At 69.9% G+C, this 26,465-nt stretch carries 26 protein-coding genes and 1 pseudogene; 13 read left to right on the top strand and 14 right to left on the bottom strand.

Features of this window, described 5'->3' with window-relative positions; translation table 11 throughout:
* Position 1 precedes the first annotated feature (1 nt).
* Genes ACU5E9_RS11470 through ACU5E9_RS11460 form a run of 3 tightly spaced genes read left to right on the top strand, consistent with a single transcriptional unit; the run spans position 2 to position 2,118 of the window.
* The gene (locus ACU5E9_RS11470; protein WP_456810043.1) at positions 2–1,108 is read left to right on the top strand and encodes an EAL domain-containing protein; all 1,107 of its coding nucleotides are present in this window, start codon (positions 2–4) and stop codon (positions 1,106–1,108) included.
* Positions 1,109–1,168: 60 nt separating this feature from the next.
* A complete protein-coding gene (locus tag ACU5E9_RS11465) occupies positions 1,169–1,570 on the top strand; it encodes a winged helix-turn-helix transcriptional regulator (protein WP_456810042.1) in 402 nt (133 codons plus the stop codon).
* Complete coding sequence (locus tag ACU5E9_RS11460; RefSeq protein WP_456810041.1) at positions 1,567–2,118, top strand: cysteine hydrolase family protein; 552 nt, start codon at positions 1,567–1,569, stop codon at positions 2,116–2,118. Before ACU5E9_RS11465 ends, ACU5E9_RS11460 begins: the two co-directional genes overlap by 4 nt.
* Positions 2,119–2,216: 98 nt before the next feature.
* Here the strand turns inward: ACU5E9_RS11460 and ACU5E9_RS11455 are convergent, their stop codons facing one another.
* The 5 genes from ACU5E9_RS11455 to ACU5E9_RS11435 all read right to left on the bottom strand — a co-directional run bounded on the left by ACU5E9_RS11455 (position 2,217) and on the right by ACU5E9_RS11435 (position 7,084).
* Positions 2,217–3,686: an amidohydrolase family protein gene (locus ACU5E9_RS11455; protein WP_456810040.1), complete on the bottom strand. Its 1,470-nt coding sequence runs from the start codon at positions 3,684–3,686 to the stop codon at positions 2,217–2,219.
* 66 nt (positions 3,687–3,752) lie between these two features.
* On the bottom strand, positions 3,753–4,118 hold the full coding sequence (locus tag ACU5E9_RS11450; RefSeq protein WP_456810039.1) for a hypothetical protein: 366 nt from the start codon (positions 4,116–4,118) through the stop codon (positions 3,753–3,755).
* Positions 4,115–4,975 carry a DODA-type extradiol aromatic ring-opening family dioxygenase gene (locus tag ACU5E9_RS11445; protein ID WP_456810038.1) on the bottom strand — a complete coding sequence of 287 codons (861 nt, stop codon included), beginning with the start codon at positions 4,973–4,975 and terminating at the stop codon, positions 4,115–4,117. The genes ACU5E9_RS11450 and ACU5E9_RS11445 overlap by 4 nt, the downstream gene beginning before the upstream one ends.
* A gap of 31 nt (positions 4,976–5,006) precedes the next feature.
* Entirely contained in the window at positions 5,007–5,819 is an 813-nt protein-coding gene (locus tag ACU5E9_RS11440; protein WP_456810037.1) for a citryl-CoA lyase, read from the bottom strand.
* Positions 5,816–7,084, bottom strand: a complete 1,269-nt coding sequence (locus ACU5E9_RS11435; RefSeq protein ID WP_456810036.1) for a CaiB/BaiF CoA transferase family protein — start codon at positions 7,082–7,084, stop codon at positions 5,816–5,818. Before ACU5E9_RS11435 ends, ACU5E9_RS11440 begins: the two co-directional genes overlap by 4 nt.
* Before the next feature lie 138 nt (positions 7,085–7,222).
* On the opposite strand from ACU5E9_RS11435, the gene ACU5E9_RS11430 reads away from it, so the two are divergent.
* Both ACU5E9_RS11430 and ACU5E9_RS11425 read left to right on the top strand, forming a co-directional pair.
* Complete coding sequence (locus ACU5E9_RS11430; RefSeq protein WP_456810035.1) at positions 7,223–8,026, top strand: IclR family transcriptional regulator domain-containing protein; 804 nt, start codon at positions 7,223–7,225, stop codon at positions 8,024–8,026.
* Entirely contained in the window at positions 8,023–8,574 is a 552-nt protein-coding gene (locus ACU5E9_RS11425; RefSeq protein ID WP_456810034.1) for an NADPH-dependent FMN reductase, read from the top strand. The genes ACU5E9_RS11430 and ACU5E9_RS11425 overlap by 4 nt, the downstream gene beginning before the upstream one ends.
* A gap of 104 nt (positions 8,575–8,678) precedes the next feature.
* Here ACU5E9_RS11425 and ACU5E9_RS11420 read toward each other — a convergent pair whose 3' ends face one another.
* The 5 genes from ACU5E9_RS11420 to ACU5E9_RS11400 all read right to left on the bottom strand — a co-directional run bounded on the left by ACU5E9_RS11420 (position 8,679) and on the right by ACU5E9_RS11400 (position 13,975).
* Entirely contained in the window at positions 8,679–9,116 is a 438-nt protein-coding gene (locus ACU5E9_RS11420; protein ID WP_456810033.1) for an SRPBCC family protein, read from the bottom strand.
* Between the two features lie 121 nt (positions 9,117–9,237).
* Positions 9,238–10,962, bottom strand: coding sequence for a cation:proton antiporter (locus ACU5E9_RS11415; RefSeq protein ID WP_456810032.1), 1,725 nt, complete (start codon positions 10,960–10,962; stop codon positions 9,238–9,240).
* A 193-nt stretch (positions 10,963–11,155) separates the two neighbouring features.
* The gene (locus ACU5E9_RS11410; protein WP_456810031.1) at positions 11,156–12,253 is read right to left on the bottom strand and encodes an alanine racemase; all 1,098 of its coding nucleotides are present in this window, start codon (positions 12,251–12,253) and stop codon (positions 11,156–11,158) included.
* Between the two features lie 30 nt (positions 12,254–12,283).
* Complete coding sequence (locus ACU5E9_RS11405; protein ID WP_456810030.1) at positions 12,284–13,519, bottom strand: RNA polymerase sigma factor; 1,236 nt, start codon at positions 13,517–13,519, stop codon at positions 12,284–12,286.
* Between the two features lie 30 nt (positions 13,520–13,549).
* Positions 13,550–13,975 carry a YciI family protein gene (locus ACU5E9_RS11400; RefSeq protein WP_456810029.1) on the bottom strand — a complete coding sequence of 142 codons (426 nt, stop codon included), beginning with the start codon at positions 13,973–13,975 and terminating at the stop codon, positions 13,550–13,552.
* A gap of 212 nt (positions 13,976–14,187) precedes the next feature.
* Between ACU5E9_RS11400 and ACU5E9_RS11395 the strand changes: the two genes are divergently transcribed.
* From ACU5E9_RS11395 to ACU5E9_RS11380, 4 genes are all read left to right on the top strand, one after another.
* A complete protein-coding gene (locus ACU5E9_RS11395) occupies positions 14,188–14,676 on the top strand; it encodes a histidine kinase (RefSeq protein ID WP_456810028.1) in 489 nt (162 codons plus the stop codon).
* 88 nt (positions 14,677–14,764) lie between these two features.
* Positions 14,765–15,610: a DUF4097 family beta strand repeat-containing protein gene (locus ACU5E9_RS11390; RefSeq protein WP_456810027.1), complete on the top strand. Its 846-nt coding sequence runs from the start codon at positions 14,765–14,767 to the stop codon at positions 15,608–15,610.
* Between the two features lie 30 nt (positions 15,611–15,640).
* The gene (locus tag ACU5E9_RS11385; RefSeq protein WP_456810026.1) at positions 15,641–16,603 is read left to right on the top strand and encodes an ATP-binding cassette domain-containing protein; all 963 of its coding nucleotides are present in this window, start codon (positions 15,641–15,643) and stop codon (positions 16,601–16,603) included.
* Positions 16,600–17,436 (top strand): ABC transporter permease, encoded by an 837-nt coding sequence (locus ACU5E9_RS11380; RefSeq protein ID WP_456810025.1) that lies wholly within the window; start codon positions 16,600–16,602, stop codon positions 17,434–17,436. The genes ACU5E9_RS11385 and ACU5E9_RS11380 overlap by 4 nt, the downstream gene beginning before the upstream one ends.
* An 18-nt stretch (positions 17,437–17,454) precedes the next feature.
* On the opposite strand, the gene ACU5E9_RS11375 is transcribed toward ACU5E9_RS11380, so the two are convergent.
* The gene (locus tag ACU5E9_RS11375; protein ID WP_456810024.1) at positions 17,455–18,348 is read right to left on the bottom strand and encodes a DUF808 domain-containing protein; all 894 of its coding nucleotides are present in this window, start codon (positions 18,346–18,348) and stop codon (positions 17,455–17,457) included.
* 120 nt (positions 18,349–18,468) lie between these two features.
* On the opposite strand from ACU5E9_RS11375, the gene ACU5E9_RS11370 reads away from it, so the two are divergent.
* Positions 18,469–18,945 carry a hypothetical protein gene (locus ACU5E9_RS11370; protein ID WP_456810023.1) on the top strand — a complete coding sequence of 159 codons (477 nt, stop codon included), beginning with the start codon at positions 18,469–18,471 and terminating at the stop codon, positions 18,943–18,945.
* Positions 18,946–18,968: 23 nt separating this feature from the next.
* Positions 18,969–19,415 (top strand): SecDF P1 head subdomain-containing protein, encoded by a 447-nt coding sequence (locus ACU5E9_RS11365; protein ID WP_456810022.1) that lies wholly within the window; start codon positions 18,969–18,971, stop codon positions 19,413–19,415.
* 11 nt (positions 19,416–19,426) lie between these two features.
* Here ACU5E9_RS11365 and ACU5E9_RS11360 read toward each other — a convergent pair whose 3' ends face one another.
* A complete protein-coding gene (locus ACU5E9_RS11360; protein ID WP_456810021.1) occupies positions 19,427–20,329 on the bottom strand; it encodes a LysR family transcriptional regulator in 903 nt (300 codons plus the stop codon).
* Positions 20,330–20,401: 72 nt separating this feature from the next.
* Here ACU5E9_RS11360 and ACU5E9_RS11355 point away from each other — a divergent pair.
* Positions 20,402–21,247: pseudogene (locus tag ACU5E9_RS11355) on the top strand (DMT family transporter); the annotation flags it as partial.
* A 56-nt stretch (positions 21,248–21,303) separates the two neighbouring features.
* On the opposite strand, the gene ACU5E9_RS11350 reads toward ACU5E9_RS11355, so the two are convergent.
* On the bottom strand, positions 21,304–22,284 hold the full coding sequence (locus ACU5E9_RS11350) for a helix-turn-helix transcriptional regulator (protein ID WP_456810020.1): 981 nt from the start codon (positions 22,282–22,284) through the stop codon (positions 21,304–21,306).
* Positions 22,285–22,387: 103 nt separating this feature from the next.
* Between ACU5E9_RS11350 and ACU5E9_RS11345 the strand changes: the two genes are divergently transcribed.
* Entirely contained in the window at positions 22,388–22,843 is a 456-nt protein-coding gene (locus ACU5E9_RS11345) for a VOC family protein (protein ID WP_456810019.1), read from the top strand.
* Positions 22,844–22,869: 26 nt separating this feature from the next.
* On the opposite strand, the gene ACU5E9_RS11340 is transcribed toward ACU5E9_RS11345, so the two are convergent.
* Entirely contained in the window at positions 22,870–26,358 is a 3,489-nt protein-coding gene (locus tag ACU5E9_RS11340; protein WP_456810018.1) for a bifunctional proline dehydrogenase/L-glutamate gamma-semialdehyde dehydrogenase, read from the bottom strand.
* Positions 26,359–26,465 lie beyond the last annotated feature (107 nt).

The raw sequence follows: 26,465 nt of genomic DNA, 5'->3' as shown, positions 1-26,465 counted from the left end.
GATGCCGCTCTCCACCATCGAGTGGACCGCGCTGCTGGATGCCGTCGCCGCCGGAACGGGAGTGTCGGCGGCGTTCCAGCCGATCGTGGACACCGCCCGCGGGACCGTGGTGGGCTATGAGGGTCTGGCACGCTTCGACATGCCGGAGCAGGTCACCGTCGAGGACCTGTTCGCCCAGGCGCGAGCCGCGGACCGCTCGGCGGAGATCGAAGCGGTCTGCCTGCGCGTCGCGCTCGCGCACCGCGGGTCGATTCCGGCCAACTGCTTCCTCACCGTGAACGTGTCGCCCGGCGCGCTGCGACACAAGTCGGTTCGTGCCGTCTGGCGAGACCAATCGGACCTGCAGGGGGTGTTCGTCGAGCTCACCGAACAGTCCGCGATCGAGTCGACCGCCGCCCTCGAGCCCGACCTCGACGCCATCCGCGGTGCCGGCGGCCTCATCGCCGTGGACGACCTCGGCTCGGGCTACGCGGGCCTCAGCCGCCTGCTCGCACTCAAGCCCGCGCTGATCAAGCTCGACCGGGAACTCATCCAGGGCATCGACAGCGATGAAGCGAAGCGGGCTCTGGTCGAGATGGTCGGCACATTCGCCAGCCGCATCGATTCCTGGGTGCTCGCCGAAGGCATCGAAACCGCCGCGGAGTACGACACCATCACCGCGCTCGGGGTGCCGCTCGCGCAGGGCTACTTCCTCGCCCGGCCCGGCCCGGCGTGGCCCACTCTGGCCACGCCGGTGTTGCCCGTGGCAGTGCCCGCCGACGTTACCACCGTGCGTGATCTGCTCGACGTCGTACCCGCGGTGGATGCGGTGACCACGGCGGCCAGGATCCTCAGCGATGATCCCGGCGTGCGAACCGTGGTGCTCATGGACCACCACAATCGGCCGGTGTCTGTGCTCGACAGTGAGAGCGCCCACCTCGGTGTCACCGCGGACGCCGTGCGGGTGAACCTGGACACCCCCGTGCGGGACGCCCTCCTCCGGGCGATCACCCGCGACAGCACACACCGCTACGACCCGCTGATCGTCACCGACAACGCCGGCCGCTACGCCGGCATCGTTCGCCTGGAACGGCTCATCACGGCGGTGGTGCAGCTACCCGGTCAGTAGTGGTTACGAACCATTAGTGCTTACGTTGCGTAAGCACATGCTTCGACCTACTCTGTAGTCATGACAACGGGTACCGGCGGCGTGGGCAAGAACGTGCTCAACGCCGACTTCACCTCGAGGGACGTGCTGACGCAGACGACCGGCCGCTGGGGCGGCGTCGCTTTGGCCGCGCTGATCGACGGCCCGCTCCGGTTCGCGGAGCTCGGCCGCGCCATCCCCGGGATCTCCGACCGGATGCTGGCACAGACACTGCAGCGCCTCGAGGCACACGGCCTGGTGTCACGCACCCCGCACCCGACGGTGCCGCTGCGCGTGGACTACGAGCTCACCGACCTCGGTCGGCCCATCGCCCAGAGCATCTGCGACCTGATCACCACGATCAACCGGCAGCTGCCGGGCATCGTCGCCTACCAACAACAGCATCCCGCCGCCCCCACCCCCAGCAAAGGACCCCAGCCGTGACCATCACCGCGCTCGACCCGACCGCCGCCCTCATCGTGGTCGACCTGCAGGCCGGCACCCTCGGTGGCCCCACGGCGCACCCCGCCGAGGAGATCACGGGCCGCGCCGCCGAGCTGCTCACCGCCTTCCGGTCCCGCGGGCTCCTCGTCGTGCTCGCCAACGTGGACGGCACCCCGGCCGGCCGCACCCAGTACGGCGCGGGCGCCCGGGAGTTCCCGGCCGCGTTCAGCACCCTGGTGCCCGCGCTCGACCGGCAGCCCAGCGACGTCACCATCAGCCGCGCCACCTGGAGCGCCTTCGCCGGCACCGAGCTCCACGCCATCCTCACCGGGCGGAGGATCACCCAGATCGTGCTCGCCGGCATCGCCACGAGCTTCGGCGTCGAATCCACCGCGCGCGACGCCTACGACCGCGGTTACAACGTCGCCGTGGCCGTCGACGCCATCACCGACCGCAGCGCGGATGCCCACGAGGCCAGCGTCGTCCGCGTGTTCCCGGCCCTGGGCCAGACCGGGACCGCGGCCGAGATCGTCGCCCTGCTCGGCTGACCTGGATTCCGGCGGCACGCGGGCGCGGCGCCGTTCCGCGGGTGGCGCGCCGCCCGCGTACCGGCGCCTGACCCGCGGAACGCGACTGCGGACCCGGCTCAGACCTCCGCGGCCTCGTGCGTGGAGCTGGTGCGGTATTCGGTGTAGGTGTACGGGTTGTCGAGGATCTTCGTGGCCGGGATGTCCGGGTTCATGCCCGCCGTCCATACCTCGTCCCCCATGACGGACTGCAGGTGGGTGACGGTGTCCTCGACGGCCGTGCGGGCGGCGGCGAGCTGATTGCCGACGAGGGCGTGCGCGTACTTCACGATGCGCCCGTTCACCAGCACGGTGTGCACATCGGCCCGGTTGGCCTGCAGGGCGATGTGCCCGTAGGGGTTGAGCACCGGGAACATGGACGGTGAGGCGTCGTTCTTCACGAGCACCACATCCGCCTTCTTGCCCACCTCGATCGAGCCCAGCGTCGCCTCCTTGCCCAGGGCCGCGGCGCCGCCGCGGGTGGCCCAGTCCACCACGTGCTCCGCGCGCAGGTGCGAGTGCGTGACGGTGTCGCCCAGCTCGTGCGCCTTCATGTGCTCGATCGACCGGTCGGCGCCGAGGGTGGTGCGCATGGCGGCGAACAGGTCGCTGCTGAACCAGACGCTGGTGTCCACCGACAGCGACACCGGGATGCCGTGCGAGCGCAGCACCCACGACGGCGGGTAGCCCTGGCCGCAGCTCTGCTCGCTCTCGGTCGACAGCGACACCGATCCGCCGGTGGCGGCGATGCGCTGGTAGGAGTCGTCGGAGAGGGTGGCCGCGTGCACGTACACGGTGCCGGGAGTCATGAACCCGTTCTCGTACATCAGCCGGATGCCGTCGTCGTTGGTGGCGCCCCACACCCCGGCGTGCGTGGTGACGGCCAGGTCGAGGTCGCGGGCCACCTCGAACGCGCGCCGTTCGGGGAAGGTGGGGTCACCGGTGACATCGAAAGCCATCTGGAAGCCGAGCATCTCGTTGCCCTTCTCTCGGGCGGCGGCGAACGCCGTGAATTCGTCGGAGGCCGACCACTCCCACGGGCCGGCGAAGATGTTGCCGTAGGCCAGCACCGAGCGGCCCGGTGCCTCCTGCAGCGCCGCGAGCGCCGCCTCGGCGTGCTCGATGGTGCGCAGGCCGTGCGACCAGTCCACCGTGGTGGTGATGCCCGCGTCGATGGCGTCGAGGGAGGAGAGCAGGTTGCCGGCGTAGACATCCTGCGGGCGGAAGTGCTTGCCGTGCTCGAGGTAGTACCAGACGAAGTACTGGGTGAGGGTCCAGTCGGCTCCGTAACCCCGCATCGCGGTCTGCCACATGTGCCGGTGGGTGTCGATCATGCCCGGCATCAGGATGCCGCCGGCCGCGTCGATCTCGAAGGTGCCGTCGGGCACAACCAGATGCGGGCCTATCGCGGCGATGCTGTCGTCGACGACGAGCACGTCGGTGTGCGGCAGGATCTGCCGGCCCGCATCCATCGTGAGCACGGTGGCATCGCGGAAGACCGTGCCCGGGAAGACGTGGTCTGGGAGGGCGGGGACAGGGGTGACGGGCATGACGGGCTCCTTTGCCGGGCGATCGAATCGAGGAACGGGGTGGGCTGGGCGGTGCGGAGGGGCGGATTACAGGGCGACGCTGGGGTACTCCTTGCCCATCCAGTGGGCCAGGTTGGCGGCGTACTCGCGCTGGAAGGACAGCGGTCCGGAGCGGGCCGCGTATTCGGCGTCGTAGAGGGCGATGAAAATCGTGAGGGAGAGGAAGAAGTGCGCGCCGAGCTCGAACAGGGTGACGTAGTCGTGCTCCACGAGGGCGCGGCGTTCGGTGTCGGTGAAGCCCAGCCAGGTGGTGCGTTCCACCCGGTTCAGCCACGGTCCGCGCTCGGTCTCCCACCAGGTCACCAGTTCGGCCGGGTCGGCCTTGTACCGGGCGAGCAACTCGGGGTCGCCGTCGACCTGGAAGAGGAACTTGTTCACGTAGTAGGTGCTCACGACGGCGCCACCTCCGGGTACCAGGTCACGTAGGCCTCACGGGTGTGGAAGAGGTCGAGGCTGTCGACATAGGACGCCTCGATCGGGCCGGCGATGCCCATCATGAGGATCAGGTCCATGAACCCGTGGGTGGCATTGCCGGCGCCCGCCATGCTCTCGTGCGTCACGTTGGCGAGGATCCCGTCGATGTCGCCCGTGCGCAGCCACTCGATGGCCTGCAGGTCGAACTCGGGGTCGGGCCCGGTCTCACCGAACTGGCGCGGGCCGCCGAGCTCGAGGGAGAGGTGACCGCTGCCGACCGCGGCCACCCGCAGCTCACTCGGCCACTCGTCGATGATCGAGCGGATGGCCCGGCCCAGGTCCCAGAACCGCCTGGGGCTGGGCAACGGGGGAGCGAAGATGTTCGTGTAGATCGGCACGATCGGCAGGTCGGCATCCGGCCGGGTGGTGATGATCGGGCAGATGATCGAGTGGTCGATCTTAAGCTCGTGGCTGACCGAGAAGTCGAAGCCGCGGTCGAGCAGGCCCTGCAGCATGTAGCCGGAGAGCTCCTCGTGGCCCTGCAGCAGGAAGGTCGGCAGGCCGAACTCGCGGGTCTCGTTGTAGAAGGTGGCGTCGTACATCGGCTGCTTGCCGATGAGGAAGGTGGGGTAGTTGTCGGAGAAGAACTGGTGGAAGTGGTCGGCGCCGACCATCACCAGGATGTCGGGCTTGGCCACGGTGAGCGTTTCGCGGTAGGCCTCCACCTTGCGCTGCCATTCGTCGGCCTGGGGCATCCGCTCCTCGGGCGGCGCCGTAGTGGCCTTGAGATAGAACGGGTGGTGGGTGGTGGCGAGCACCGCGCTCAGGGTGGCCATTTCTCTCCTTCGAGGCTGACGCTGGACTGGACTAGTTGGACGTGGGCACGGAGCCGGGAACGGGCGAGGCCGGCCGGTAGACGGCGTTGCGGTCGACCGCGGCGTAGATGGCGGGGGCGATCGGGTGGAGGCGCTCCTCAGCGAGGTGCCCGATCAGGCCGGCGGTGCGGGCGAGCAGCGCGAAGCCGCGCAGCAGTTCGATCGGAAGGCCCAGGTCGGCCAGGGCGGCCCCGGCCACGCCGGCGCCGTTCAGCGGCAGTTCCTTGCCGAGCACCTGGGCGTTGGTGCGGCCGATGGCTTCGAACAGGCGCAGGTGCGCCCCGCGCAGGCCCTGCTCGTCGGCGATGCGGATGATCACGGCCGTGCGTGGGTCGCGCAGCTTGTGCACCGGGTGGCCGAGGCCCGGCACTCGGCGACCGGCCTCCCTGGTGGCGGTGAGCAGGGTGACCGCCCGGGCATCCCAGTCGGCGTCGGTGAAGGCGTCGGTGTCCCCGAGCTCGGCCAGCGCAGAGTGCAGGAACGTGCCGGTGTCTTCGGTGACGCCGAGGAACCGGCTGCCGCCGCCGAGCAGGCCCGCGGCAATGGCGCCCTGCAGGGAGTCGGGGGCCGAGTAGTAGGTGAGCCGGGCGGCGATGGCGGTGGGGGTGAAGCCGTGGTCGGCCAGGGAGACCAGGACCGCCTCGAACACCTTCAGCTGCTGGGGGGTGGGCCGGTGCTGGGTGGCGAGCCAGAAGGCCAGCTCGCCGAAGGTGACGGTACCGAGCAGCTCGCCGGCCAGGTCGTGGCCGAGCAATGAGATGGTGTCGCGGTCGCTGGTGCCCAGGCCGGTGGGATAGTCGGTCACAGGTCGTACTCGCTCTCGTAGTAGTGCGTGCGGTCGTGCTCGGCGCTGGGCCGCGACAACCAGGCCCGGATCTCGTCGGCATCCTGGCCCAGGGTCGGAGGCGGCGACAGGTAGCGTGCGGGGGTGAGTGAGAAGTCGATCGGGTTGCGCACCATGGGGATGGCGCCGGCGCCGTCGCCGACCTGCACGACCGGGTTGAGGCCGAGGCGTTCGGCGAGGGCCACACCGTCGTCGATGGTGTTGATCGGCCCGCAGGCCACACCGGCCTGGGTGAGGTGCTCGAACCACTCCGCCGTGGTCCGTCCGGCGAGGGCGTCCACCAGGAGGGGGCGGAGTGCCTCCCGGTTCTGGTTGCGGGCCACGGTGCGGGCGAACCTGTCGTCCTCGGCCCACTCCGGGTGGTCGAGTGCCGCGGCGAGCTTGACGAATTGCGGGTCGTTGGCGGCGACGATCACGATGTCGCCGTCGCTGGCGGGCAACGGTTCGTAGGGAAACAGGCTGGGATGCGCGTTGCCCATGCGGAACGGTACGGTGCCGCCGGCGACGTAGGTGGAGGAGTGGTTGGCCATGGCCGACAGTGCGGTGGAGAGCAGGTTCACCTCGACCTGTTGGCCCCGGCCGGTGCTGTTGCGGTGGTTGAGCGCGGCGAGGATGCCCACGGTGGCCTGCATGCCCGTCATCACGTCGAACACCGAGACGCCGCTGCGAAACGGGGTGCCGTCGGGGTCGCCGGTGAGGCTCATCAGGCCGCTCATCGCCTGCACTATGAGGTCATAGCCCGGTAGTCCGGCGCCGCCTGCGGTACCGAACCCGCTGATCGAGGCGTAGATCACGGCGGGGTTCCCTGCTCGCACCGAGGCGTAGTCGAGGCCGAATTTGGCCAGTCCGCCCGGTTTGAAGTTCTCGATCACGATGTCGGCCCTGCGGGCGAGTTCCTGGGCGAGCCCGCGGTCGCCGGCGTCGGCGAGGTTGAGGGTGATGCTGCGCTTGTTGCGGTTGACCCCGAGGTAGTAGGTGGAGACGCCGTCGCGCGCCGGCGGGGCCCAGTCGCGGGTTTCGTCGCCGGAGGGGCCTTCCACCTTGACGATGGTGGCACCCAGGTCGCCCATCAGTTGGGTCGAGTACGGGCCGGCGAGCACGCGGGAGAAGTCCGCCACGAGGAGCCCGTCGAGCGGACCGGGGCGTTCGGGCGCCGCGGTTCCGGCCGCAGCGGAAGCCTCCGGCACGGTGCCGGGGGCGGAAGTGGATGCGAATGCGGGAGGCATCTTTGCCTTTCAATTCTGCGGACGACTGTCCGCTGGGCGGACAGTGATCTATAGTGAACCCCATAAGCGATCGACGGTCAAGGGTGGCGGAGCGATTTCTGCGCGGGCCACCCGGGCGCCGTGGACAGGGAGGGTGTGATGGCACGTGACACGGAGAGTCCGGACTTCATCGAGGCGATCGCCCGTGGTTTGGACGTGCTTACCGTCTTCGGTCCGGGCCGCCCGGTGCTGAACCTCAGCGAGGTGGCGACTGCCACCGGACTGGCTCGACCGACGGCGCGGCGCATCCTGATCACCCTGGCTGAGCTCGGCTACGTGCGCAGCGACGACACCGGCTTCAGCCTCACCCCGCGCGTGTTGGAACTCGGCATGGCCTACGTGTGCTCGAGCAACATCTGGGAGCTGTCCCGCCCGCACCTCACCGACCTCAGCACCCGGGTGAACGAATCCTGTTCGGTGGGCCAACTCGACGGATCCGATGTGGTCTACGTCGCCCGGGTGGCGGTGCCCAAGCTGGTGGCCCTCTCGGTCACCATCGGCACCCGGTTTCCTGCCATCGCGACGTCGCTCGGCAAGGTTCTGCTGGCCGGGCTGGCGCCCGACGCCCTCGACGCCGCCCTGAGTGCGCCGAGCCGCTCGCCGGTCACGGCGGTGTGGGCGCCGAGCCGGACCGAGATCGACGCGGCGCTCGCCGAGGTGCGCGAGCGCGGCTGGGCGATCACCGACCAACAGCTGGCCCCGGCCATCCGGTCGGTCGCGGCGCCCATCCGCAATGGCGCGGGTGCGGTCGTCGCGGCTGTCAACCTCAATACGCACGCCTACGAGACGAGCATGCAGACCCTCGTCGACGACTACCTGCCGCAGTTGTTGCGGGCGGCGGAGGGGATCAGCGCCGACTGGGCGCGCTGGGATGCCCGCCCCATGCGGGAGGTGAGCGCATGAGGCTCCTGGTGCTGATTGCGAGCACACGCGTGGGCCGGTCCGGTGGCCCGGTAGGACACTGGGTGGCCGAGTCGGCGCGGCTGGCCGGTGATGTCGAGGTGGATGTGGTGGACCTCGCGTCGTTCGTGCTGCCGATGCTCGAGGAGCCGAATCATCCGCGCCTCAAGGCGTACACGAGCGAGCTCACCTGGGCCTGGAGCCGGCGGGTGGAGGCGGCGGATGCCGTGGTGTTCGTGCTGCCGGAATACAACCACAGCTACTCGGCGCCGCTGAAGAACGCGATCGACCACCTGCACGGCGAGTGGGCGGGCAAGCCGGTGGGGCTGGTCAGCTATGGCGGGCTCTCGGGCGGCACCCGCGCCGTGGTGGCGCTGCAACCCGTGATGGTGAATCTCGGCATGCGGATGCTCGCCGCCAACGTGGAGATCGCCTGGGTGGCCGAGCACATCGTTGATGGGGTGTTCGTGGCGTCCGATCGCCACGAGCGGGCCCTGAAGAGCCAGCTGGCCGAGCTGGCCGCGCTCGTGCCGGCGGTCGACGTCGCCTAAGCGGATGGACGGGCGGATGCGAGTGCGCCGACTTGCCGCAAACATCCCTTTGGGAGGGCGTGAAGGGGGCGTTTGGGCGAAGTCGGCGTGGGGGATGCGGCGGGTCAGTCGCGACCGGCGAGCATGATCTCCATGGCATCGAAGAACGCGTTGTAGCCGAGCAGGGTGCGGGCCAGTTGCGCGTCGGTCAGGCCGTCGCGGGGCTGGGTGAGCCGCATCTCGGTGCCGGCCGCTGCGGGTGCGAAGGTCACGATGACGGGTTCGGTACTGTCCTCGGCCGGGTCGTCGTCCATGGTGAAGGCGAGTCGCCGCGGAGGATCCACCTCGGTGTACCGGCCGTGCCAGTGGATGGTGCTGCCGTCGGGCACGTACATCACCGCCGTCCAGCGGCCGCCCACCCGCACATCCATCGCCACGGTCTCAGCCGGAACGTGCACCCCGTCGCCGAACCAGACGGCGAAATCCTGCGGCCGCGTCCAGGCGGCGAACACCCGTTCGGGCGGAGCCGCGATGGTGCGGGTGACGGTCATTCCGACGGTCATTGTCGGCCTCCTCGGGCGGTGCCTTCGTTCGCCACGACCATAGCGCGCCTGGTCGGTTCGCGTCGCTTGACGCCTGACCCGCGCGAGGCTCTCGCCGAGTCGCCGGGCGGATGCGCATCCGCTAGTCGAGCAGCGGCGTCACCCCGGCCTCCAGGGCGTCGATCTCGTGCCGCACGTCGCCGGCGCTGCCCGGGGAGACCTGCCGCTCCATGACCGCTTCGGTGAGGGCGGCGCGCTGGAGGTCGAAGTACTCGCCGCTGGTGGTGTCGTTGCGGCCGGCCACCGCGGCGACGGCGACCGCTCGGGCCGCCGCCCGGCCGTCCTCGATCTCGGCGTCCTCGGCGGTCGTGTCGATTTTCAGCGTCTTGGCCAACCACGGCAGGGTGGAGCCCTGCAGCAGCAGGGTGCCGACCGCCACGATGAACGCCACGGTCTGGATGATGGTGCGGCCGGGGAAGGGTGCCCCGGAGGCGATGGTGAGCGGGATGCCCCCGGCGGCGGCGAGGGTGATGATGCCGCGCATGCCGGTCCAGGAGACGAGCAGGTTCTCGGGCGGCGTGAGTACCGTGATGTGGCTGCCGTCCCGCGGCGCGCCCTGCCGGCCCACCGGACCGGGGCCGCCGCGCCGCCCGCCGCCGTGCTCGCTGCCTCGACCGCCGCCTCGTCCACCACGTCGCCCGCCGACCCGCCCGTCCGCGGCTGCGTCTGCGCGTTCGTCAGCGATGTCCCGCCTCCCCGGTCGGCCGTCCGCGGTCCGGTCTGGTCCGCCCCGGCGTCGCTCCCGCCGCCGGGCCATCGGATCGAGGGAACGCGCCATCCGCTTGGCGTAAATCAGCAGGGCGAGCTGGGCGCGCCCATAACTGAAGTACACCCAGGCGAACCGGCAGAGCACAACCGTGAGCAACACGATCAGTCCCAGCCCGATCGTGGACCAGGTGGGGGTGCTCGAGTCGGCGAGGTCCTCAAGCACGAACCGGAACTGCAACCCCATGTACGCGAAGACGAAGGCCTCGAGGATGAGGTCGACGACGGGCCAGAGCGCCGCCTCCTGCAGCCGGGTGCGGTAGGCCGTGGAGGGCGTGCGGGTGGAGCGGGTGTGGAAGTGCGACATGCTCACCGTGAAGCCGGCCGCGACGACGGCGATGATGCCGGACGCGTGCAGTTGCTCGGCCGCGAAGTAGGCCAGGAACGGCACCAGCAGGTTGAGCCCGCTCTCGATCGTGGGGTTGCCCACCTTGCTGCGCACGGCGATGACGACCCGGCCGATGACCACACCGAGGATCAGCCCGATCACGGCCTCCCAGCCGAAGAGCAGGAACGGGTTCTCAATGAACTCGCTGTCACCGGTGACGGCCGCCACTGCCACGGCGAACAGGGTCAGGGCGGCCGCGTCGTTGACGAGGCTCTCCCCGGTGAGGATGGAGATCGTGCGCCGCGGCAGGCCGATTTCCCGGCCGTGGCTGACCGTGGTTACCGAGTCCGGCGGTGAGACCACGGCGGCCAGCACGAGCGCTCCGGCCAACCCGAGTTCGGGGGAGAGCCACGAGGTGAGCAGGCCCACGACGGCGGTGGTGAAGACCACCAGGCCCACGCCGAGGCCGAGGATGCTGCGCAGGTTCTTGACGAAGGCGAAGAAGGAGAAGTTGAGCGTGGCCGAGTACAGCAGCGGTGGGATCACGACCCCGAGGATCAGCTCGGGGTCGAGTTCCAGCCGGGGCAGGCCGGGGATGAACGAGATGGCCGCGGCCAGGGTGACCGTGACGATGCCGGCCTGCAGCCCGCGCAGGTGGGCGAAGGCGGCGATGATCAGCGCGCCGGTCATCACGAGGAGCAGCTGGACGTCCATGGTGCCTGTCTTTCTGCGATCGGTGTCGTGCCAGTCTTCCGTATCCCGCCCCACCACCCCGGTCGGGAGCACAACTCCTGCAGAATTTCTCGGCCGAGGCGCACTCCCGCGTGATTCCGGCATCCGGTGTTGGTGATTCAGAAAATTGCAGGAGTTATGCCACCCGGGATTGGGCTCTGGGGGTTTGCACGGGTCAGGTGTTCGCGCCGCGGGCATCCACGGGCCAGCGCCCGATGACGCCGCCGCCGCGCACGACCACGTACTCGTCGGCGAGGTTCACGGCGATGCAGACGTGGTTGGGCACGACGGTGATCCGGCTGCCGGCGGGCAGGTCGGCGCCGGTGATCGTGGCGTGGTGCTCCGACAGCGCGGTGATGCGGGCCTCCGGGTGGTCGAGCAGGCGGCCGAAACCGGTCGAGAACGATCCGCGGTCGACGCCGAGCACCTTGCTGCCGGCATCGGCGATGAGGTGGTCGCCGCGGCGGGAGACCACGGTGGCCTGCACGGTCAGCGCGATGTCGTCGGGGCTGGACATGCCGAGCTCCCACTGTTGCGCGTCGCGGAACACATAGACCCCGGGCCGCAGCTCGGTGAGCACGCTGGCGTCGGCGAACTCGGCGGATGGCGTCGACCCGCCGCTCACAATGCGCGCGGTCACGCCGGCCGTGGCCAATGCGGCGACCGCGGCAGTGAGTTCACGGGCTTCGTCGGCTGCCGCGGCCCGGCGACCCTCCGGCGAATAGCTGTGCCCGGGGAAGGTGAACACCCCGGCCACGTCGAGGCCGGCTTGCACTGCGGCGGCCGCGACGGATGCCGCCTCTGCGGCCGCAACGCCGCTGCGATGGTGCCCGGAGTCCACCTCGACGAGCACCGCCAGCCGGTCCAGGAGCCCGGCGGCGGCCCGCGCGGCCCGTTCGGCGCCCTCGCGGGAGTCGACCCCGATGACTAACGGACCGGCCGTGGCCGGAATCGCTTCGAGCAGGCGCCGCAGCCGGGCGGTCTTGTCGGCATCGAGCCAGAGCGGATAGGCGATGAAGATATCGGTGAAGCCCGCGGCCGCGAAGATCTCCGCCTCGGAGATAGTGGCGACGGTGATGCCCACGGCACCGGCGGCGACCTGGCGGCGGGCGATCTCGATCGACTTGTGCGTCTTCACGTGCGGACGCAGGGCGAGTCCGCGCTCCGCTGCGAATGCGGCCATCGCGGCAATGTTCCCGTCCAGCTTCGCTTCGTCGATGACGAGCGTCGGGGTGGGCAACTCTGCGCGGTCTTCTGGTTCGCGGGCGGTCATGCCCTCAGTCTGGCAGCCGGCCGCGAACGCTCAGAGCGCGGCGGCCTTGGCCAACAAGACGCCCCGCTCCCGGCTGTTGGCGGTCAGGCCGGCGGCCGTGACGAACTCCGACCGGGCCTCCTCGGCGCGGCCGAGCCGGGCCAACAGTTCGCCGCGCACGCTCGGCAGCAGCGACGAGCCGCTCAGCGCCCCGGCGTCAGCCAGGCCGTCCACGATGAGCAGGGCGGATGCCGGACCCGTCGCCATCGACACCGCCACCGCCCGGTTGAGGTCGACCACCGGGTTGGGCGCGATGCGGCCGAGCGCCTCGTAGAGCAGCACGATCCGGGCCCAATCGGTGTCCTCGATGCTCGGGGCGGTGGCGTGGCACTCGGCGATCGCGGCCTGCAGGGCGTAGCTGCCCCGGCCGCGGCCCAGCGCATCCGCCCGGGCCAGTGCCGCCTGCCCGCGACCGATCTGCGCCCGGTCCCACCGGCTGCGGTCCTGGTCGGCCAGCAGGATGGGCCTGCCGTCGGGGCGCACCCTGGCGCCGAACCGCGACGCCTGCAGCTCCATCAGTGCCAGGAGCGCGTGCACCTCCGGCTCCCTCGGAGTGAGGCCGGACAGCACCCGGCCGAGCCGGAGCGCCTCGTTCGCGAGGTCGGTGCGCATCCAGGCCTCACCGGAGGTGGCCGCGTAGCCCTCGGTGAAGATCAGGTAGACCACGCCGAGCACCGAGCCGAGCCGGGCCCGCCACTCGCTCGGGTCCGGCACCTCGAACGGCACCTTCGCGGCGGTGAGGGTCTTCTTGGCCCGCACGATGCGCTGCTGGATGGTGGCGACCGGCAGCAGGAACAACCGGGCGATCTCCTCGGTGGTGAGTCCGCCGATCAGCCGCAGGGTGAGCGCCACCTGGGCTTCGCGCGCGATCACGGGGTGGCAGGCGATGAAGACCAGCCGGAGTACGTCGTCGTCGATGGGTTGCCAGGCATCCGCGTCGGAGCCCGCGGTCGTCGCCAGGTCGTGCGCAATGGCCTGGTACCTGTCGTCCAGGCGTTCGCGCCGCCGCCAGGTGTCGACGGCCTTGCGCTTGGCGACGGCGGTGAGCCAAGCGCCGGGGTTGTGGGGGACGCCCGTGTCCGGCCACTGCCGGAGGGCGTCGACCACGGCTTCCTGGGCGAGGTCCTCGGCCAGCACCACATCGTTGGTCACCCGGGCGAGGGTGGCGACGATCCGGGCGCCTTCGATGCGCCAGACCGCCTCCACCGTGCGCCGCGTGTCGGTCATGGTGCCGCACCTCGTCCCGTCGGCGGTCGCCTAGACCTGGCCGCTCTCCGCGCGCCAGGTCTCCTGCTGCTGCAGCACCGGGTTGTCGGCGAACTCGCCGAAGTCGCTCATCTCGGTGACCCGCCGCACCTCGAGCTTCGACCCGGGACCGAGCGGGCACCGGCTGGCCCACTCCTGGGCCTCCTCCTTCGAGGCGACCTGGATCATCCAGAAACCGCTGAAGAGTTCGTGGGTTTCGCCGTAGGGGCCGTCGGTGACGATGGGCGGGTCGGCGGAGAAGTCGACCACGAAGTTGTCGGCCATCGAGTCGGCCAGGCCGTCGCCGGCGAGCATCACGCCGGCCTTGAGCAGGGCCTCGTTGTAGGCACCCATCTTCTCGATGATCTCGTTGAAGTCGGCCTTCTCGTAGTCCTGTCGGGCCGCATCGGTCGCGCGCATGATCAGCATGTACTTCATCGGATTCTCCTTGGCTTGTCGGGCCGCCCTGTGCGCCCCTCTACTTAGACGTCGAACGGGACCCGCGTGGATCGACACTCGAGGTGAAAGAAATTCAAGCAGTTTTCGCCGCATCCGGCTACGCGGCAACGCGCGCGGCTCTGACACCACAAAGTTTCTTCCTGACACCAGAAACCCTTGACGTGACACCACCGTGGTGTCACTATGGTGGTATGGAACTCGGACAGTACGTCAACGACTTGCAGCGCCAGCTGGTGGATGCCGCGGAGAACGGCTCGGACGACACCCGCGCGGTGGCCGAGCGCCTCGCCGCCGGACTGGATGCCTCGGTGCGACTCGTGCTCCTCGACGTGCTGTCCGCCGCGGCCGGCGAGATCACCCGTGACCTCGCCCCCGGATCGGTCGACGTGCGGCTGCGGGGGCGGGAGGTCGAGTTCGTCGTGGCCGCGCCGAGTACCGAACCCGACAGCGACGAGCGGCCCGCCGCATCCGTCGACCTGGACGACGCGAGCACCTCCCGCACGACGCTCCGCCTGCCCGACGCGCTCAAGGCGCGGGTGGACGAGGCGGCCGCGGCCGACGGGCTGTCTGTGAACACCTGGTTGGTGCGGGCGGTCGCGGCCGCCCTCCAACCCAAACAACGCCGGTCCGCGCAACGCACGCTGCGCACCGGCGACAACTTCGCAGGCTGGGCGCGCTAAACCGACCTGCCCACCTGTACCACCTGCCACGCGCACCCGCGGGGCCGGCCGACTGCACCCTCCAGCCCAGAGAAAGGCGAGCGTCAGCATGCCCACCTACAACACTCCCGCACCCATCGACCTGGCCATTCATGTGCCGGTCGGAGAGATCGTGGTCGTCGCCAGCGACCGCACCGACACCGTCGTGACGGTGTCGCCGACCAGCTCGGCCAAGGCGGTCGACCGCCGCGGCGCCGAGGAGACCACGGTGGAGTTCGACGGCCAGCGGCTCACCGTCACCGCCCCGAAACCTCGCTTCAGCATCATCGGGCCCACCGAATCGGTGGACATGCTCATCGAGCTGCCGACCGGATCCAGGGTCACGGCCGAGATCTCGTCGGGCAATGTGCGCACAACCGGACGCCTCGGCGCCACCCGGATCAAGTGCTCGAACGGCGCGGCGCAGGTCGACAGCACCGCCGACCTGTGGCTGCGCGCGGGCAATGGAAACGCCACGCTCGGTAGCGCCGAGGGAGACATCGAGATCACGGCCGACCACGGCCAGATCCGGATCGGCACGGTCACCGGGGACGCGATCCTCAAGGCATCGCACGGCAACATCCAGATCGGTGAGTCCGGCGGCGACCTCGAGGCGAAGCTGTCCTACGGCGACCTCGAGATCACGCGGGCACTCGCCGCCGTGTCGGCGAAGACCGCCTACGGCAGCATCGAGCTGGGGGAGATCTCGAGCGGGTCGGTGCAGGTCGAGAGCGGCTTCGGCCAGATCGCGATCGGCGTGCGACCCGGTGTTCCCGCCTGGCTCGACCTGGCGTCCAAGAACGGGCGCCTGCGCAACGAGCTGGCCGGCGACACCGTGCCCGACCCGACCGAGCAGACCGTCACGGTGCGTGCGCGCACCCAATTCGGTGACATCAACATCCGTCGCGCGCACTGAGTGCGCTCCTGAAGAAAGGAACCGACCCTCATGACCACCACATCGATTGCTGTCCGCGGGCTGCGAAAGTCCTACGGCGCCAAGGTCGTGCTCGACGACGTCGACCTCACCGTGGCAGCAGGCACCGTCACCGCCCTGCTCGGCCCGAACGGCGCCGGCAAGACCACGACCGTGCACATTCTGTCCACGCTCGTGCGCGCGGATGCCGGCACCATGACGGTCGCGGGCGCCGACGTGCGGCGGGACCCCGACGGCGTGCGCGCGGCGATCGGCCTCACCGGCCAGTTCTCCGCGGTCGACGGCCTGCTCACCGGCGAGGAGAACCTGCTGCTGATGGCCCGGCTGCGCCACCTGGGCGAGAAGCGCTCGAAGGCGCGGGTGGCCGAGCTGCTCGACCAGTTCGACCTGGTCGAGGCCGCCCGCAAACCCCTCGCCACCTACTCCGGCGGCATGCGGCGTCGGCTCGATCTCGCGATGACCCTCGTCGCCACACCCAGCGTGATCTTCCTCGACGAGCCCACCACCGGGCTGGACCCGCGCAGCCGCCACAGCATGTGGGACATTGTGCGCAGCCTGGTCGCGCAGGGCACGACGGTCTTGCTCACCACCCAGCACCTGGAGGAAGCGGACGAACTCGCGGACCGCATCGCGGTTCTGGACGGCGGGCGCATCGTGGCAGCCGGCACACCGGACGAGCTCAAGCGTCTCGTGCCCGGCGGGCACCTCCGCCTCCGGTTCCAGAGCGCAGCGGCGCTCGACGCCGCCTCCCGGCTGCTGAACGAATCCACCCGCGACGACGCCGGACTCGCCCTCACCGTGCCGAGCGACGGCGGGATCGGCGCGCTCCGCGCCGTGCTGGACCGCCTCGACGCGGCCCACCTCGAGGTCGACGACCTCAGCATCCACACCCCCGACCTGGATGACGTGTTCTTCGCCCTGACCGGCACGGAAGAACCCTCCGGACGGGTCGACCGGAAAGGAACGGAATCATGACAACCCTCAGCATCCAGCGCCCGACGGCGCAGGGCACCAAACGCCAGTCGCATGTCGTCGCCGACGCGGTCACGATGCTGCGACGCAACCTGCTGCACATGGTGCGTTACCCCGGCTTGTCGGTGTTCACGATCGTGGGACCGGTGGTCATCCTGCTCATGTTCGTCTTCGTCTTCGGCGGCACCCTCGGGGCCGGCCTGCCCGGCGTCGACCCGGCCGGGGGACGGGAGGCATACCTCGCCTACGTCATGCCGGGGATCCTTGCGATCACCATCGCCGGCACGGCCGGCGGCACCGCGACGACCGTGTCGATGGACATGACCGAGGGGATCACGGCACGATTCCGTACCATGGCGATCTCCCGGGCATCCGTGCTCGCCGGGCACGTGCTCGGCAACACCATCCAGGCGATCATCGCCGTCGCGCTCGTGCTCGTCGTCGGCCTGCTGATCGGCTTCCGCACGACCGCCGATGCGCTCGAGTGGCTCGCCGCCGCCGGGCTGATCGCGTTCATCGCCTTCGCGATCACCTGGCTCGCGGTCGGCATGGGGATGCAGGCCAAGTCGGTCGAGACGGCGAGCAACCTGCCGCTCCTGCTGGTGCTGCTGCCCTTCCTCGGCAGTGGGTTCGTACCCACGGCGTCGCTGCCCGCTGGGTTGCAATGGTTCGCGGAGTACCAGCCGTTCACTCCGATCGTCGAGACCATCCGCGGGCTGCTGCTCGGCACCCCGCTCGGTTGGAACGCGGTGCTGGCGGTCGGCTGGTGCGCCGTGATCACGGTCATCGGCTACGTCTGGTCGATGGTGCTCTACGAGCGCAAGTCGGTGCGCTAGCCCTGCCGGCCGGGGCCGTCAGTGGGCGGCGTCGACCGGCTGGTTGCGCTTGAGCACACGGGATACTCCGAGAACGATCACGACAACGATCAGGCCCAGTACGAGCCCGAACACCGCCGACATGGCGGTGTCGGTGGTCCAGACGACAACCGGTCCGGCCGATTCGATCGCGTGCGTCACGGCATGCAGCACGTCGTATGGGCCGTGCCAGATCGTCTCCGCCAGGTTGGCGATGACGAGGTGGCCGCCCACCCACAACATGGCGACGGTGCCGACGATGCCGATCACCCGGAACACGGCGGGCATGGAGCGCACAATGCGCGCGCCGGTGCGACGCACCTTGCGCACCGGGTTCTTCATCAGCGCCAGCCCGATGTCGTCGATCTTGACGAGCAGCGCCACCGCGCCGTAGACCAGAAGCGTCATGCCGAGGCCGATCACGACCAGCGCGCCCAGCGTCATCCAGATCCCGAAATCGGGATCGAGGCTCGCCAACGCGATGAGCATGATCTCGGTGCTGAGGATGAGGTCGGTGCGGATGGCACCGAAGATGAGCTTGCCCTCGTCCCGCGCTTCGGTCTCCTCGGTGGCGTGGTGCACGCCGAACCATTCGGTGACCTTCTCGGCACCCTCGAAGCACAGGTACGTGCCGCCGAGGATCAGCAGGAACGGCAGCACCCAGGGCGCGAACGCCGACAGGAGAAGTGCGAGCGGGATGATGATGATGAACTTGTTGAACAGGCTGCCCAGCGCGATCCGCCAGACGACGTGGAGTTCGCGGGCCGGGGAGAGCCCCTGGACGTACTGCGGGGTGACGGCCGCGTCGTCGATGACGACTCCTGCGGTCTTCGCGCTCGCCTTGAGGGCGGCGGTCAGGATGTCATCGACTACGGCGAGCAAGCCGACCGACATATGGTTCTCCTCGGGTGGGGCGTCGTCCTCGTGCATGGCGACGGCAATGCTGTTCAGAGTACCGGAGACCGTCGCCGAGGAGCCGAGAGCGCAGCCGCACGTGTGTGGGAGGCTGTCACCATGGGGACTCTCGGCGAACAAGAGATCGCCCGCTGCAATCCCGGAGCGGTCGCATTCACGATGATGCTCGGAATGTGCATCGGGCTGGCCACCTCAACGATGCTCACCATCGGCTCGCATATCTTCGAAGCCGTGTCCCACCCGGACGTGGCGGCTCCTGTCCTCGGGCTGGAACTGTATTTCAGCACGCTCGGTGGCCTGGTGATCAGCTCGGCGGCAGTGGCAGGCGCCACGATTGCGCTGGCCATCACCTATCGCTGGTGGCCCTCCCGCCTCGGGCAGGGGGCTGTTGCCGGAATCGGCGCGTCCAGTGCGGTGCTCGCTGTGATGGCCTTCCGCGGCCCCGCGATCATCCCTGATGCCGGCGCGGTCGTCGGCATCCTCGCCTGCGTTGCCGCCTCCGCTTTCGGCCTGATCTGCATCCGGGCGAGAGCGCACACGAGCGGCTTAGCCCGCCCCGAGGAAGGACGGTCATGATTTCTCGAACACCCAGGCTCTCCGTGGTGGTCCTTGCGGTGTTGGCGCTCAGCGCCTGCTCAGGCGCTGCCGGCGTCGACGAGCCATCGTCGGGTACCGGGGGACAGATCGAAATGACGGTCGCGGAAACCTGCACTGAGGGGTCGGATTCCCCGTGCGTGCTGGTCAACGGTCAGAACGTATTGCTCCCAGACGCCTTCGAGGAAGCCGGCGTCGCGGATTCCAGTGTCGCCGGAAACGGGCAGAACGCGGTCGACGTGACGTTCACCGCAGACGGTGCGGCGGTGCTTCACGAGCTCACCGAGCAGGCTGTCGGAGCCGGCGATCAGGCGCGCCTGGTGATCCGGATCGGGGGAGAGCTGCAGGCCGCGGTCGTGGTCATGGAGACGTTGAAGGGCGACCAGCTGCAAATCGGTCTGTCACCGGACGAGAACGCCCAGGAGCTTGTTGATATGATCAAGGGCAGCTAAGGAGCCAGTCTTCACCGGGTGAGAGTCGCGGCTATCGCCCTGATCTGCGCCAGGACCGCCTTCGCGTTGCTGCGCTCGAGGGTTTCGGGGCGAGCAAGGCAGTCGATGTGCCGGCCCAGTTCGGGGCGGGCGAGCGGACGAAGCACCAGGCCAGGATGGTCGCGCAGGTCGGTCGTGTACCGGGGCATCAGCGCGACGCATCCGCTCGCCTCGACGATGGCGGCAGCGACGGAGAACTCGTTGATCCGGTGCCGCACGCGGGCTTCGGTCCCGGCGATCCCCGCAATCACGGCGAGAGCCTGCTCGAGCGGGAAACCTTCATGCACGGCGACCCAGGACTCGCGCTCAAGGTCCGCCGGTTCGATCGCGGCCTTCGCTGCGAGCGGGTGGTCCTGTCGGACAGCGATATCCAGGGGTTCGAACAGGAGCGATTCCACCCGCACCGAGCCCGGCCAGGACGGGCTACCGACCATCCGGTGCGCGAGGACCAGATCATGGTCGGCCGTGAGGAGCGGGAAGTCGTCTTGGGCCACGTCGAAGTCAGTCAGCCGGACATCCGGCAGGTCTGGACTCTCGCACGCGGCCAGCAGGGGGCCGAAGACGGCCAGGCCCGCGCTGTGGAAGGCCGCCACCGACACGTCGCCGGACCGGTCGTTCTGGAACCGTGCCACCGCCTGCCCGGCGCGTTCGAGCGCGACCTCCACGTCGATGGCCGCCAGCGCCAAGGCGCGCCCGGCGTCGGTGAGGACCGTCCGCCGGCCGTCTTTGGACGTCAACGGAGCGGCCGAGTGGCGTTGCAATGCGCTGATCTGTTGCGATATCGACGAGGGCGAGACGAACAGCGCCGCAGCGACGGCGGCAATGCTGCCCCGGTCGCCCAACTCTCTCAAAGCCCGAAGCTGACCCAGTTCCATAAGTTCAAACTAAGGCATTCGACACAGAACTGCTCTCTTGTCTTACGCGAGATCCACCCGGACGATGGGGGAATGCCCGCTCTCCTCAGCCGATTCCGCGTCGACCTGCTCCTGCTCTTGGTCGCCGCCACGTGGGGATCGACCTACCTCGTGGCCAAAGAGCTCGTCACTCCAGATTCCGTCGTGGCACTGCTCGCGTTACGGATGCTGCTCGCCGCCGCCCTGATGGCGGCGATCGTGGCCGCGCGGCGGAACCGGATAACGGCAGCGGACCTGCGAGCCGGTGCGTTGCTCGGGGTCATCCTGGCCGCCGTGTTCGCCTTCGAAACCTTCGGGATAGCTCACACGTCTGCCACGAATGCCGGCCTCATCATCAGCCTGACGATCGTGTTCACCCCGCTCCTCGATTCCGCGGTGTCCGGTCGCCGACTGCCCGGCAGATTCCTGCTCGCCGCCGTGATCGCAATCGCTGGAGTCGCCCTACTCGTCGGCAACGGGGTCTTCCAACCACTGAGTCTCGGCGACCTGCTCGTCCTCGTGGCGGCGATTGTTCGCGCCGTCCACGTCACGTCGATGTTCAGGCTCACCGGCAGCAGGCCGATGAACTCGCTGCACCTCACGACGGTGCAGCTCGCCACCTGCGCGATTCTCTTCTCGGCCGTGTCGGTGTTCCACGGCGACTCGATCCCGCACTTCCTGGCCCACCTCGACCCCGGCCGCGGGGTCCTGTTCCTCTACCTTGTGCTCGCGTGCACGGTGTTCGCGTTCCTCGTGCAGACCTGGGCAGTGCGGCGTACCTCGCCCTCGAGGGTGAGCCTCCTCCTCGGAACCGAGCCGATCTGGGCAGCAGCCGTGGGGATCGCGATCGCACGTGACCAGGTGACCCTCGTCGGCTACGTCGGTATTGCCCTGATCCTCGCGGGAACGGCGTGGGGTCGGTCCATCGAGCAACGGCACCGCCTCGCCCCGGAGGGCTATCGGGCCGTTGCCGCGTTGCGGGCTGCCAGCCGTGCGAACGCCTCGGTGAGTTCGGGTGGGCCGACAACGTCGATGTCCGTGTCGAATCGGCCCAAGGACGCGGCGAGGGCCATCCAGGACCAGGAACCGACGGTATAGCGGGACCGGTCGGGGCCGAGCGCCTCGACGGTGCCGCCGCCGGCGAACGGGAGAACCGCGTCGGCGTTCTGGTGGAGTACAACGGTGCCGGTGCAGGGCCAGGTGTTGTCCTGGGCCGATCCCTTGAAGCGGGCCGCGACGAATCCCGTCGGGTCGCCGCCGGGGATCTCGCGCGGTCGGAAGCGGGGTCCGGTCGGGGTGCGCGGGGCGATGCGGTCGGCGCGGAAGATGCGCCAGTCGTCCCGCTCGAGGTCCCACGCGACGAGATACCAGCGCCCGTGGGAGGTGACCAGGTGGTGCGGTTCGACCCGCCGAGCCGGTTCCGGCGCTGTCCCATCGGCATCCGCTCGCGGGCTGGCGAAGTCGAACCGCAGTACCTCGCGTGCGCGCACGGCGGCGGAGAGGGCGAGGAGCACGGCGGGTGAAACAGATGTGGCGGGGCCGTCGCCGGGACGCGGCACTGCCCTGAACTCCACCGAGTCCAGACGGTGGCGGAGCCGCGCGGGCAGCACCTGCCGCACGGTGGTCAACGCCCTCAGGGCAGCCTCCTCGATCCCCGCCCCGGTGACTGCGGCCGCCTGCAGCGCGACCGTCAAGGCGATGACCTGGTCGTCATCGAACAGGAGCGGGGGAAGTTCGCTTCCGGCCTCGAGCCGGTAGCCGCCATCCGGCCCCATCGTCGCCTCGATGCTGTAACCCATCTCGCGCAGTCGGTCCACGTCGCGGCGCACCGTGCGGTGACTGATCTCCAGCCGCTCGGCTAGCAGGGCGCCCGGCCAGTCCCGTCTGGTCTGCAGGAGAGACAGCAGTGTGAGCAGCCGAGAGGTGGTCGTCGTCATTCGTCGATCCTAGTTCGAGTGTAGGACGAGAACTGTCCTACACGGCTGAGGGAGTGGGCTTTGTCGGGGAGATGCCCCGGCATCGCTGTCACCAGGAGCAGACATGAGCATCCAGACCACCACCCATCTCAACTTCAGCGGCGACGCCCGATCGGCCCTCGAGTTCTACCGGTCCGTCTTCGGCGGCCGGGTCACGATCGCGACGTACGGCGACTTCGGAATGCCCCAGGACATCCCCGGCGCCGAGAACGTCGTTTTCGGCCAGGTCGAGAGCGACGACGGCTTTCGTGTCATGGCCTACGACATCCCCGGCCAGGTCGGCGGCTCGCCGGATAACGCCGGCTCGACGCACCGCGAGAATGGCACCACCCTCACCGATCAGCCGTTCTTCGTCTCGGTCCGCGGCGAGACCCTCGACGAGGTGCAGGGGTACTGGGCGGGGCTCTCTGGCGGCGCGTCCATCGTCGAGCCCTTTGCTACCTCCGCGTGGAGCCCGGGATTCGGCATGCTCACCGACCGCTTCGGGGTGACCTGGATCCTCGACGTCGCGACGGTGTAAGCCGCGGCGCCGGGATCCTCTCGATCTCAGATGAGGGCGTCGGTGAGGTGATTGGGTGTGCCGAACCGGTGCGCGGTGATGGCGACGGCCTGCTCCCGCAGGAACGGCAGCAGGTCGATCCGGCCGGACTCGGTCGCCGGGTTGGCGTAGATCGCCAGGTCCGGCCGCGCGCCGCTGGCTGCCGCGATGCTGGCCGCGGCGGCGCCGAGCAGGCGCACCCGGCCGGCACCGTAGGCTGCCACCCGACGATTCCAGGCGGCCTCGTCGTCCAGCACCAGTTCGCCGGCGATCGCGCGGATGGCGGCGGCCAGCCCGGTCGGCACGGGGGTGCTGCTCGAGACTGTGATGCTGGTGCCGGTCAGTGCGGCTGCCGCAACCGTTCGGGCGAGGGCGCCGAGGGTGCCGCCGGGAGCGAGGCGCACCAGCACGGTCTTGTCGTACGGGAGGTAGCGGAAGACGTTGCGTTCGGCGGTCAGCTGGGAGACGTCGCCGGCTACGCCGAAACGGTCCGCCCACGCCGCCGCATCGCTGCGGGCGGCGCGCTCGACGCTGGCGGCGTCGGCGGCGGGCAGCTCGGCGCGGGCGGCGGCCACGAGCCGGGCCACCCGCTGGTCGGTCACGGTGGTGCCGGTGTCCGCCCGGGTCGGGGTCCAGGAGCCGAGGCCGACGAGGTAGTTCGGGCCGCCGGCCTTGGTGCCGGGGCCGACGGCGGACTTCTTCCAGCCGCCGAAGGGCTGGCGGCGCACGATGGCGCCGGTGATGCCGCGGTTCACGTAGAGGTTGCCGGCCTGGATCGTGTCGAGCCACTGGCCGATCGCTTTCGGGTCGAGCGCGTGCAGCCCCGAGGTGAGCCCGTAGTCGACGTCGTTGACCATCGCGATCGCCTCGGTGAGCGTGGCGGCGGTCATGATGCCCAGGATCGGCCCGAAGTACTCGGTGCGGTGGCAGTCGGAGCCGCGGGTGACCCCGTCGCGCACTCCCGGGGTCCAGGACCGGCCGGTGTCGTCGAGCCGGCGCGGCTGGAGGAGCCAGCTTTCCCCGGCGCCCAGGGTGGTGAGGCCGGCGAGCAGCTTGCCCGCGGCGGGTTCGATGATCGGGCCCATCTGGGTTGCCGAGTCCTCGGGGTAGCCGACCGTGAGCGAGGACACCGCGTCCAGCAGCTGGGTGCGGAACCGGCTGGACTCGGCGACGGAACCGACGAGGACGACGAGGGACGCGGCCGAGCACTTCTGCCCGGCGTGGCCGAAGGCCGAGGAGACCACGTCCCTGACGGCGAGGTCGAGGTCGGCCGAGGGCGTCACGATGATGGCATTCTTGCCGCTGGTCTCGGCGAGCAGCGGTAGGTCGGCGCGGAAGGAGCGGAACAGTTCCGCCGTCTCGTAGGCGCCGGTGAGGATCACCCGGTCGACCTGCGGGTGCGCCACCAGCTTGGCGCCGAGCTCGCGTTCGCTCACCTGGACTAGCCGCAGCGCCTCGGCGGGCACGCCGGCGGCCCAGATGGCCTCGGCGATGATCGCGCCGCAGCGGGCGGTGAGCGCGGCGGGCTTGAGGATCGCCGCGGAGCCGGCGGCCAGTGCGGCGATCGCCCCTCCGGCCGGGATGGCGACGGGGAAGTTCCACGGCGGGGTGACCAGGGTGACGGTGGCGGGGGTGAAGGCGGCGCCATCCACGGCGTCGAGTTCGCCGGCGAGCTCGGCGTAGTAGTGCGCGAAGTCCACGGCCTCGGAGACCTCGGGGTCGGCCTGGTCGATGGTCTTGCCGGCCTCAGCGGCCATCACCTCGAGGAAGTCGGCGCGGCGGAGCTCGAGTTCGTCGCCCACGCGGTGCAGCAGCCGGGCGCGCTCGGCGGCGGGGAGGAGGCCCCAGGCGGTGCCGGCCGCCGCGGTGGCGGCCACGAGGCGATCCAGCTCGGCGGGGTCGGTGACCCGGGCGGCCTCGACGGCGTCGATGCCGAGCCGGGAGGTCGGCACCCGTTCGAGGATGGCCTGCGCCCAGTCGCGGTTCGCCGCGACCGACGGGTCGGTGTCGGGGGTGTTCTCGAAGGCGCCGGCCACCGGCCGTTGCACGGCCGCGTACCGGTCGGCGACCTTGTGCGTCGGCGGCACCAGGCCGTCGAGCGCGGCGATGGAGGCGAGGAACCGCTCCTGCTCCCGCTTGAACAGGTCCTCGTTCCGGTCGAGCTCGAACACGGCGGACATGAAGTTGTCGCTGGACGCGCCCTCTTCCAGCCGGCGGATGAGGTACGCGATCGCCACGTCGAATTCCGTCGGCGACACGACCGGGGTGTAGAGCAACAGCGAGCCGACCTCGCGGCGCACGGCCTCCGCCTGCCCCTGGGCCATGCCGAGCAGCATCTCGTACTCGATGCCGGCGCGCACCCCGCGGCGGCCCGCGAGCAGCCAGGAGTACGCGACATCGAAGAGGTTGTGGCCGGCGACGCCCACGCGCACATTGCGGATGCGGTCGGGGTGCAGGGCGTAGTCGATGACCCGCTTGTAGTTGGTGTCGGTGTCCAGCTTGGAGTTCCAGGTGGCCAGCGGCCAGCCGTGCACGGATGCCTCGACCTGCTCCATCGGCAGGTTGGCGCCCTTCACCAGGCGCACCTTGATCGCCGCGCCGCCACGGGCCCGCCGCGCCGCACTCCACTCCTGCAGCCGGATCATCGCCGCGAGGGCGTCGGGCAGGTAGGCCTGCAGCACGATGCCCGCCTCGAGCTGGAGGAAGTCCGGCCGGTCCAGGATGCGGGTGAAAACCGCGATGGTGAGGTCGAGGTCCTTGTATTCCTCCATGTCCAGGTTGATGAACTTGGGGGTGGGGGCCGCCTGGGCGCGGCTGAAGAGCGGGGTGAGCTCCTCGACGATGTCGTCGACCGCCCGGTCGAAGGCCCACGGGTTGTGCGGTGCGACCGTGGAGGAGACCTTGATCGAGACGTAGTCGATGTCATCCCGGGCGAGCAGCCGGTGGGTGCCCTCGAGCCGGCGGTCGGCCTCGCCCCGGCCGAGCACCGCTTCGCCGAGCAGGTTGACGTTCAGCCGCACGCCGTCGGTCTTGATCTTCGCGATCGCCGGCCCGAGCTTGTTCTCGGTGGCGTCGATGATCAGGTGCCCGACCATGGTGCGCAGGACCGTGCGGGCGATGGGCACGACCACGCCGGGCAGCAGCGGGGCGACCCGGCCGCCGACCTTGACGGCGCCGCGCAGCACGGCGGGCAGGAAGCCCGGCACCTGCGGGGCGATGGTCTTGAGGGTGGTGGCGGCGACCGTGAGATCTTCCGGGCGCACCACGCCGTCGACGAAGCCGACGGTGAAGTCGAGACCCTTGGGGTCCTTCAGCACCCCGGCCAGCTGGGCGCCGGAGGCATCCACCGGCACCGACGATGCCTCGCGCAGCCAACGGCGCACCAGCGCGATCGCCTCGGCGCTCAGGGTGGGGTCGACGGAGTCGGCGGCGGGCGAGGCCGCGGCGGCAGTAGCGGCGGCGGCATTGGTAGTGGCAGTGGCAGCGAGGAGGGTCATGGCGATCTTTCCGAGGCACAGGGGGAGAGGAGGGCCGGGTGCGATCCATGGCCCTTTCACCTAGTATTCGGAGAAAGAAGCGTCAAGAAAAGCGACCGTTTCTTACC

It is taken from the genome of Cryobacterium sp. AP23, assembly GCF_054075385.1.
Note: the sequence above shows the minus strand (reverse complement) of the source record. Positions and strands in the feature narration are given on the sequence as shown.